Genomic DNA, 8,361 nt, shown 5'->3' with positions numbered 1-8,361 from the left:
GCTGACCGGCGCCGCCGCCGAGGGCAAGGCGCTGTTCGACGTGAGCTGCGTGACCTGCCACGGCCGCAACGCCCAGGGCTGGGCCACTGTGGGCTCGTGCGCGCAGATCGGCCGCAACGTCCACCTCTCCGGCGGGGTGGGCATCGGCGGGGTGTTGGAGCCGGCCTCCGCGGTACCGGTCGTGGTGGAGGACGAGGCATTCGTCGGTTCCCGGTCGATCGTGGTGGAGGGGGGCCGGGTGCGGCGCGGCGCCAAGCTCGGCGCCGGCGTCATCCTGACGGCCAGCACCCGTGTCTTCGACGCGGAGACCGGGGTGGAACTGCCGCGCGGGCAGGCACCCGCGTGGTCGGTCTGCGTCGGCGCGACCCGGTCCAGGTCGTTTCCCGGTGGTGAGTTCGGCATGCCCTGCCTGCTGGTGTTGCGCCGACTCGCCGAGGGGCAGACTTTCGACAAGGTCGCCATCGACGAGCTCTTCCGAAGCCACGGCGTGGCCACCTGACCGGCGCTATCGAACGCCGGCCAGTACCGCGCCGTCGTTGGCCACCGTCCCGCCGGCGAGCACCGCGCACTGGGCTGCCTGCAGCAGGGGGCTTGGGTCGACGCCTAGTTCCTCGGTGAGGATCCGCCGCCCCGCCTGGTAGACGTCGAGCGAGTCGGCCTGGCGACCCGAGCGACACAGCGCGATCATCAGCTGGGCCCGAAGCCGCTCCCGCAGCGGATACCGGGCGACCAGGCCGGTCAGCTCGCAGACCAGCCGGCCGTGCTCCCCGAGCAGGAGGTCGGCCTCCGCGCGGCCCTCCAGGGCCTCGAGCTGCAGCTCCTCCAGTCGTGGCCGTTCGGCTGCCGCCAGGTGGGAGGTGACGTCGGTGAGGGCGTCTCCGCGCCAGAGGAGCAGGGCGCGGCGCAGTTGCGGCGCGGCCCGTTCGGGATGCCCCTGGGCCAGCGCCTGCCGGCCTGCGGTCGTGAGGCGCAGGAATTCGGCATAGTCGACCCGCAGGTGCTCACTGATCAGCCGGTAGCCCCGCCCGACCCGCAGCAGCGGCACCTCGCGGCCCAGCTCGCGGCGCAGCCGGGAGGCGTAGGTGTGCAGTTGTCCGATGGCGGTGGTGGGCGGCCGGCTGCCCCACAGCAGCTCACTGAGCCGGTCGTCGCCGACCGCGCCGTCTCTGGCGAGTAGGAGGACGGCGAGCACCGTGCGAGGCTTGGTGCCCCCCAGGTCGCTCTCCCGCATGGTCGTGGTCTGGCCGCCGGACCGGTCGTCGACGCGCGCCCGCACTGGCCCTAGGATATTGATGTCCATATGTTCTTCCCCCGATTTGCGCACCACGGACCGTCACGCGTTGGCGTCCGTGACCGTTCTGCCGGCCACCGGGCGACATCGTTGTGAGCGGTGGCGTGCTCACGGTAGGTCGGCGATGGCAAGGGCCGTGGCCTCGCCCGTGCGTCACACGAGTCCACTGTGGCGCGATTCGCGGTACATGTCGGGGCGGCTGGTCGGATCGGCGGGAAGGACGGTTGTGAGCAGGGGTCCGATCGGGTATGCCCCGTCGGTGGGCGGCGCCGCCCCTGGTCGGCCGACGGCGGCGTCCTCTCCGGGATCCGTGTCACAGCCCCCTGGCCGGCCCGCAACGGGCTCTGGGGACGACCCGACCGCAGGGGAGATCAGTCCGGTGCCAGGATGCCGGTCCCCGCGCCGGCTGCGCACCCGTGGCCCGACATGCGGGAAGTGTTCGACATCCGACAGGAGTCCACCAGGCGGGCGGCGACGCTGATTATGGTCGCGGGCGCACCGCGTGGACGCCCTCATGGTCCGCGACAAGGATGCGGAATGTGCGCTTGATCGGGCCAGGAAATGACGCCGCGGAGGGCGAAGTGCAGCGGCAACGGTTGGATCAGACTTCTGCCGTCTGGTCCGGGATGACCAGAAATTCGGTGACGTAACGTCCGCCAGTGTCCCCACGCCGGCGTCGACGGGATAGCCGAAGAACCCGTCCGCTCCCAGGTCGACGGGCTCCTGCCCGTCCGTCAGCGCCAGCTCCCAGCGCACCGTCGGCCGATCCCTCACAACGAGCTGAAGGGCGGCCGTACGGTCCTGCGATCCGCTCCCGCTCTGGTGGATCGTCGCAACCCACGCGGCCAGCCGATACCGGCCAGGAGTGACCGTGACCGTGAACGGTGCCGCCGTGTCGGGGGCAATCAGCGGATCGCAACCGACGACCTGACCACTCGGCAGCGTCACCGTGCCGGCCGGATGCGCCTTGATCACGTACTCAACGTCGCCGTGGGTGATCCGAGCACCGTCGATCAACATTTCTCGTCCTTGCGAGCCGGGCGGATCAGGAGCAGGCCCAGGTCGGTGAACAGTTGCTCGCTGCCCTGGCCGGACAAGCCCTTGTCGGTGACCACGGTGGTGCCCGGGGCGGGCTGGTTAGCGGGCTGGCGGGCCAGAATCTGGCGGGTCGCTTCGCGTTCGCCGAACAGTTTGGGGTTGGCCAGGCCGAACCCGGTGACGGTGCCGTCGGCGGTGGTGATCAGCAACAGTTTGACCCCCCAGTACCAGCGGCTGTGCGCCGACTCGTAGCCGTAGCCGGCCCAGCCGAACAGATCCGAGCGTTGGCTGGTGGTGCGTGGCTGCCCGCAGGGGATCGGGGTGGCGTCGATCAGGCGCAGCGGTTCAGCGGATGCATAGGTGTGTTCGGCCAGCCACCGCAGCTCGGCCTCCATCAGCGTGGCGGCCTGCTTGAGACGCTGGTTGTACTCGCTTTGCGCCAGCAGCCGGGGGAACAGGTGGCCCACCCGGGCCGGCGCTACCCGCAGCCAGTGCCGTTCATCGTTGTACCGCAGCAGGACCTGCGCGACGTGTCACACCTACCACATCAACACCACCGGCGAATTCTGCGTTTGGCCAAACGAGTACGCGGACGGTGTAGCAGTGGGCCTCCCGGAGCATCACGCGTACTCCTGTTCCAGGATGGCCAGGTCGCGGTCGGCGAACTGCACGTGCGCCCACTGGTCGCTGAAGATGACTTGCAGGCACTTGACCGCCGTACGTTCGGCGGGCGGCGGGCAGCCGATCGCGGTGTTCGGCCCCCGCACGCGATCCAGCTCCTCCTGCGTGACCTGCGCCAGATATGCGCGCAGATCGGCGATCCGCTCGGCGCGCACGGCGAGGATTTCGCCGAGGGTGGGCGCGGCCGACTCGTCGATGCCGAACTCGGTGCCGTTGGTGGTGAACGATGCGGGTACGCCGATCGGATGGAACGGGTTCGGGCGAAGGGCCGCCGCGTGGCCATACCAGGCGTCCACGACGAAGATCGTGTGACGCAGGGTTTGGGCGAGCGACCATTCGTCGTTCACTGATCTGTGGACGGCTTCCTCTGGCAGCACGCTTGCGCGTCGCAGCGTCGCTTGCCACAGCTCCTCGATGACATCCACCGCATCGCACATCGTCTCGGGTGTGGTTGGCTGCAGTCGAAGCCGTTCGGGGTGCAGGCGATCCAGCTCGGCCTCGATCAATGGCATGACCTCCACGCCGTTGACGCGCAGGCCGTCGATCGCTCCGTCGATGTCGGCGTCCAACAGCAGCACGCCACGCATCCGGGCGCCGCCGAGATCCACCTCGCGGAAGGTTGCGCTGGCCATTGACAGGTCGATGAACTCCGCACCCTCGTAGTCGGGCCGCTGCACGAATCGCGTCATCGGCACATCGTAGGGGCCCGGTACGACAAGACCACCAAATCAAGATCCCAGCATTGGGCTGCCCGGAGGTTTCCGGACAGGGGTTCCATTCGGGACCATTGACCGGGAGCGGAGGAGATAATAGTGGCACGAGTGAAGAGGAGAAATACCGGTCAACGATCTAGGAACTGGCCGGGATCATGCCAAGGTCGGCTGTCACCCATCGTCACCGGGCTCGTCGTACCGTCAAGGCCGGCTGTCGTGCATGTCCTGGGACGGATCGGATCGGGCGACATTCGCTTCTGGCCGATGCGCGAACGACGAACAAATTCCGCGTGGCGGCCGTCGAATTCGGGGCACCGCAACTCGCTTGACTGGTGCGGTGCGCCCGCGATTGGGTGGCGCCGTGAGTAAACTGTGGACCGACCCTGAGGACGACCCCAGAGCCTTCGGTCAGCCCGTCGGCGAAAAGGCCACCTACCGGGAGTACCTCGGCAACTACCGTCTCACCATAGAAATGAAGTGCGACGGACTGGACGCTGAGCAGCTCGGCCGACGCTCGGTGCCGCCCAGCACCCTGAGCCTGCTCGGCCTGGTCCGCCATCTGGCTCAGATGGAGCACCAATGGTTCCAGCGTGTACTCCAAGGACGGACCGACACGCCGTGCCTTTACCAGCACGAGGAAGACCCGGATTGGGACTTCGGGGGTGCGGTCGCGGATCCGGCGGTGGTGAAGGACGCCTTCGCGACCTGGAAGGCCGAGATCGCCAAGGCCGACGAATGGCTCGATGCCCTCGAGGAGGCCGACCTGGGCCGCGAGGTGCCGGTCGACGGTGGCAGCCACGCCACGCGCGACGTGCTCCTCCACGTGATCGAGGAGTACGCGCGGCACGCTGGTCACGCCGACCTCCTGCGCGAGTGCATCGACGGGCGAACCGGCGTGTGACCCACCGGGGCGATGGGTCACCACCCTTGCGCCGGTCAGCGAGGGTGGACCAGGCCGTTGTCGTACGCGAAGATCACCGCCTGGATCCGGTCGCGGGCGCCGATCTTGAAGAGGACCCGTCCGACGTGCTTCTTCACCGTCGACTCGGTCAACGTGAAGCGTTCGGCGATCTCGGTGTTGGTGGCGCCCTGGCCGATCGCTTCGAGCACCTCGCGCTCCCGCTCGCTCAGCGCCCCCAGGCGGGGATCCTCGGACGTGGCCGGCGTCGATTCCTGCAGGTAGGCGTCCATCAGCTTGCGGGTCAGGCTGGGAGCGACCACCGAGTCGCCGGCAGCCACGGCGCGGATGGCCGCGATGAGCTCTTCGGGCCGGGCGTCCTTGAGCAGGAAGCCGCTCGCCCCGGCCCGCAGCCCGGCATAGACGTATTCGTCGAGTTCGAAGGTGGTCAGGATCAGGACGCGGGTGCGCGAGCCGGCCGCCGTTATGCGGCGGGTCGCTTCGATGCCGTCCATGCCGGGCATGCGTACGTCCATCAGCACCACGTCGGGGCGGCTCTGGTCGATCATCCGGACCGCCTCGGCGCCGCCCGAGGCCTCGCCGACGACGGTCATTCCGGGGGTTCCGTCGAGCAGCATCTTGAAGCCCATGCGCTGCAGCGGTTGGTCGTCGGCGATCAGCACGGTTGTCATGTGGGCTCCTTGAGGACGACGTCAACCACCCAGCCGTGCTCGGCCGGGCCGGCGGTCACCACCCCGCCGTACATGGCCCCGCGCTCACGCATGCCGAGCAGACCGTGGCTCGGGGCGGCGGGGGCGCCCCGGCCGTTGTCGCGCACGCGGACCCGTACCTCTCCGTCGGAGACACTGAGACTCACGTCGGCGGTCGCGCCCCGTCCGGCGTGTTTGAGGATGTTGGTGAGCGCTTCCTGGACGATGCGGTAGACCGCGAGCTGCAGCCCCTTGCTGAGGGTGTGCAGCTCACCCGAGGTGGAGTAGGTGACTGGCAGCCCGGCTGCCCGCACGCTCGGCAGCAGCCGGTCGAGGTCGTCGATGTCGGGCTGCGGCCTCAGCTGCGGGTCGGTGTCCTCCCCGCGCAGCACGCCCAGCACCCGGCGCAGCTCCGCGAGCGCCTGGCGGCCGGTTTCGCCGATCAGTCGGAGCGGTTCGGCGGTCTGCTCCTGCCGCGATCTGGCGAGGGCGGCGCTGCCGTCGGCGAGGCCGACGATCACCGAGACGTGGTGGCCGACGATGTCGTGCATCTCCCGGGCCACCCGGGCCCGCTCCTCAGCGACGGCCAGGCGGGCCTGCTGATCCCGTTCGATCTCGAGGCGGGCGGCCCGGTCCTCCAGGGCGATGAGGTACGCCCGGCGGGTGCGCACCGCGACGCCGGACGCGACCGCCGCCACTGTCGCCCCGAGAGCCAGCAACGACGTGAGGGTGCGGTTCTGCGTGACCGACCCGAACAGGTAGATCTCAGCGAGAAGCTGGGCCACCGTGATCCCGGACGCCCAGGCCAGCGACCGCCAGGTACCTCGGGAGGCCACCCCGAAGAGCACCACCAGCAGGACCACCCCGGCGCCGACGCTGATGCCCAGCCCGCTGAGGAGCAGGTCGGTGGCCACGGTGGCCAGGAACGCCGGGAACGGGTACCGCCGCCGCCAGTAGAGCGGTGGCAGCAGCACCAGCGTCGCGATGGTCGCCGACAGGGGTTTCTCGATGATGTTCGGGATGCTGAAGAGCACGATCGGGACGGCTGCCAGGGTGTCCGTCACCCACGGGTGGCGTCGGTCGAACGCCCGCAGCCGTGCCTGCCGGTCCACGAGCCATCCCTGCGTGCTCATCGCCCGAGTCTCCCTTACGCGTCGGTCTTCTTGAGCCGATAAGCGGCGGCAGCGAGCGTCACGACCACGTACCCGGCGAAGACCGCGAGACCGGCCCACGGACCCAGCGTGCCGTCCGTGGGAGTCAGTGCCATCACGGCGCCGCCCGCGTTGCTGGGGAGGTACGGGGTGATGGCCTCGGCGATCGAGTCTGGCAGCAGCGGGGCCAGACCGGGCACGATCAGCAGCAGGCCGGCCAGGATGGTGATGGCGCCGGCGCTGGAACGGACGAGCATGCCGAGCGCGACGCCGAGCACCGCGACCAGGCCGAGGTAGACGCCGGCGCCGAGCAGGGCCCGCAGCACGCCGTCGTCGCCGAGGCCCAAGGCGTCGACGTTGTCGTTGAGTACGGCCGACCCCGCTGCGAAAGCGGCGAAAGCGCCGACGGTCATTGTGACGAAGGCGGCCGAGCCCGCCACGAGGCTCTTCGACCACAGCACCGGCAACCGGCGTGGCACTGCGGTCAGGGTCGCCCGGATCATGCCGGTGGTGTATTCGCTCGCTCCCAGCAGCGCGCCGAGCACGCCGACGGCCAGGGCGGCCAGAATGCTGCCAGACAGGGCCAGGTCGATCGAGGTCATGTTGTCGCCCGTGAAGGACGCCGAGGCGATCATGCCGAAGGCGATCAGGAGGAAGACGGAGATGCCGGTGGTGATCCAGGTGGAGCGCAGGGAGGAGAATTTGGTCCATTCGGCGGCGATGACACCGCCGGGGGTGATCTTCATCGGGCGGCCTCGTATTCGACAGCGGTGCGGGTCAGGTCCATGAACGCCTCTTCCAGCGAGGCGTTCTGCGGGGTGAGCTCGAACAGCGGGATGCCGCGCCTGGCCGCGGCCAGGCCGATCTTGCGGGCGGAGGTGCCCTCTACCAGCAACTCTTCGGCGCCGGTCGAGGTCACCGTGATGCCGGGACCTGCGATCACGGTGCGCAGCGCATCCGGGTCTGCGGTGACGACCCGGACCCCTTCGGCGGTCACGAAGTCGGCCACGGTGGTGTCGGCCAGCAGCCTGCCCCGGCCGATGATGACCAGGTGGTCCGCGATCAGCGAGACCTCGCTCATCAGGTGCGACGAGAGCATCACGGTGCGGCCCTCGGCGGCCAGGCCGGTGAGCAGGTTGCGCACCCAGAGGACACCCTCGGGATCGAGACCGTTGACCGGCTCGTCGAGCATCACCACGGCCGGGTCGCCGAGCAGCGCGGCGGCGATGCCGAGCCGCTGGCCCATGCCGAGGGAGAATGCGCCGACCCGCTTGTGGGCGACGGCCGCGAGGCCGACCAGGTCGAGCACCTCATCGACGCGCGAGCGCGAAATGCCGTTCGTCCGAGCCATGGAGAGAAGGTGGCTGACCGCCGTGCGACCCGGGTGTACGGCCTTGGCCTCGAGCAGAACGCCGATCTCGTGCAGCGGTGCCGTCGACGATGTGTAGGGCTTGCCGTTGACCAGCACGTCACCAGAGGTCGGCGCATCAAGACCGACGATCATCCGCATGGTCGTCGACTTGCCGGCGCCGTTGGGTCCGAGGAAGCCGGTGACCTGCCCGGGCTTCGCGGTGAACGACAGCTGGTCGACGACAGTCTTCGCGCCGTACCGCTTGGTTACCTCGCGTACCTGAATCATGCTCACCACGCTAGGTCTGGGCGCAGCCCTCATCGTGGTACCGCGGTCGGCTCTTCCGACCCGCCGGTGGTACCCAGGTTCCACCGGCCATCGCCACGTCAGGGGCGATCCGGCACCCACCATCGGATCGGCCTGCCCGATGACCGGATCTTGGAGAGGTCTCCGGTGTCGACCCGCAGGGCGCGCTCTCGGTGGGGCTGGGCGTCAACCCGCACAATCTCGACCTGTCCATCTACAACC

Annotated in this window: 10 protein-coding genes; 2 read left to right on the top strand and 8 right to left on the bottom strand. The window is 69.3% G+C overall.

Annotation, left to right across the window (positions count from 1 at the left end; genetic code table 11):
• Positions 1 to 499, top strand: a 499-nt coding sequence (locus ABZ749_RS23005; RefSeq protein ID WP_357230919.1) for a DapH/DapD/GlmU-related protein, incomplete at its 5' end; no start/stop codon positions are given.
• 6 nt (positions 500 to 505) lie between these two features.
• Here the strand turns inward: ABZ749_RS23005 and ABZ749_RS23000 are convergent.
• The 4 genes from ABZ749_RS23000 to ABZ749_RS22985 all read right to left on the bottom strand — a co-directional run bounded on the left by ABZ749_RS23000 (position 506) and on the right by ABZ749_RS22985 (position 3,699).
• The gene (locus ABZ749_RS23000) at positions 506 to 1,276 is read right to left on the bottom strand and encodes an AfsR/SARP family transcriptional regulator (RefSeq protein ID WP_357230916.1); all 771 of its coding nucleotides are present in this window, start codon (positions 1,274 to 1,276) and stop codon (positions 506 to 508) included.
• A 168-nt stretch (positions 1,277 to 1,444) separates the two neighbouring features.
• Positions 1,445 to 2,311: a DUF4241 domain-containing protein gene (locus ABZ749_RS22995; protein WP_357230913.1), complete on the bottom strand. Its 867-nt coding sequence runs from the start codon at positions 2,309 to 2,311 to the stop codon at positions 1,445 to 1,447.
• Positions 2,305 to 2,796 carry a hypothetical protein gene (locus ABZ749_RS22990; protein ID WP_357230910.1) on the bottom strand — a complete coding sequence of 164 codons (492 nt, stop codon included), beginning with the start codon at positions 2,794 to 2,796 and terminating at the stop codon, positions 2,305 to 2,307. Before ABZ749_RS22990 ends, ABZ749_RS22995 begins: the two co-directional genes overlap by 7 nt.
• A 153-nt stretch (positions 2,797 to 2,949) precedes the next feature.
• Positions 2,950 to 3,699 (bottom strand): DinB family protein, encoded by a 750-nt coding sequence (locus ABZ749_RS22985; protein WP_357230907.1) that lies wholly within the window; start codon positions 3,697 to 3,699, stop codon positions 2,950 to 2,952.
• Positions 3,700 to 4,060: 361 nt separating this feature from the next.
• On the opposite strand from ABZ749_RS22985, the gene ABZ749_RS22980 reads away from it, so the two are divergent.
• Positions 4,061 to 4,624, top strand: coding sequence for a DinB family protein (locus ABZ749_RS22980; RefSeq protein ID WP_357230904.1), 564 nt, complete (start codon positions 4,061 to 4,063; stop codon positions 4,622 to 4,624).
• A gap of 35 nt (positions 4,625 to 4,659) precedes the next feature.
• Here ABZ749_RS22980 and ABZ749_RS22975 read toward each other — a convergent pair whose 3' ends face one another.
• The 4 genes from ABZ749_RS22975 to ABZ749_RS22960 are packed head-to-tail and all read right to left on the bottom strand — an operon-like array spanning position 4,660 to position 8,121.
• Positions 4,660 to 5,313: a response regulator transcription factor gene (locus ABZ749_RS22975; protein ID WP_357230901.1), complete on the bottom strand. Its 654-nt coding sequence runs from the start codon at positions 5,311 to 5,313 to the stop codon at positions 4,660 to 4,662.
• Complete coding sequence (locus ABZ749_RS22970) at positions 5,310 to 6,464, bottom strand: sensor histidine kinase (RefSeq protein WP_357230898.1); 1,155 nt, start codon at positions 6,462 to 6,464, stop codon at positions 5,310 to 5,312. Before ABZ749_RS22970 ends, ABZ749_RS22975 begins: the two co-directional genes overlap by 4 nt.
• Before the next feature lie 14 nt (positions 6,465 to 6,478).
• On the bottom strand, positions 6,479 to 7,228 hold the full coding sequence (locus tag ABZ749_RS22965) for an ABC transporter permease (RefSeq protein ID WP_357230895.1): 750 nt from the start codon (positions 7,226 to 7,228) through the stop codon (positions 6,479 to 6,481).
• Positions 7,225 to 8,121 (bottom strand): ABC transporter ATP-binding protein, encoded by an 897-nt coding sequence (locus ABZ749_RS22960; RefSeq protein WP_357230892.1) that lies wholly within the window; start codon positions 8,119 to 8,121, stop codon positions 7,225 to 7,227. The genes ABZ749_RS22965 and ABZ749_RS22960 overlap by 4 nt, the downstream gene beginning before the upstream one ends.
• Positions 8,122 to 8,361: the final 240 nt, after the last annotated feature.

It is taken from the genome of Micromonospora sp. NPDC047753, from assembly GCF_040642735.1.
Taxonomy (GTDB): Bacteria; Actinomycetota; Actinomycetes; order Mycobacteriales; family Micromonosporaceae; genus Micromonospora.
Note: the sequence above shows the minus strand (reverse complement) of the source record. Positions and strands in the feature narration are given on the sequence as shown.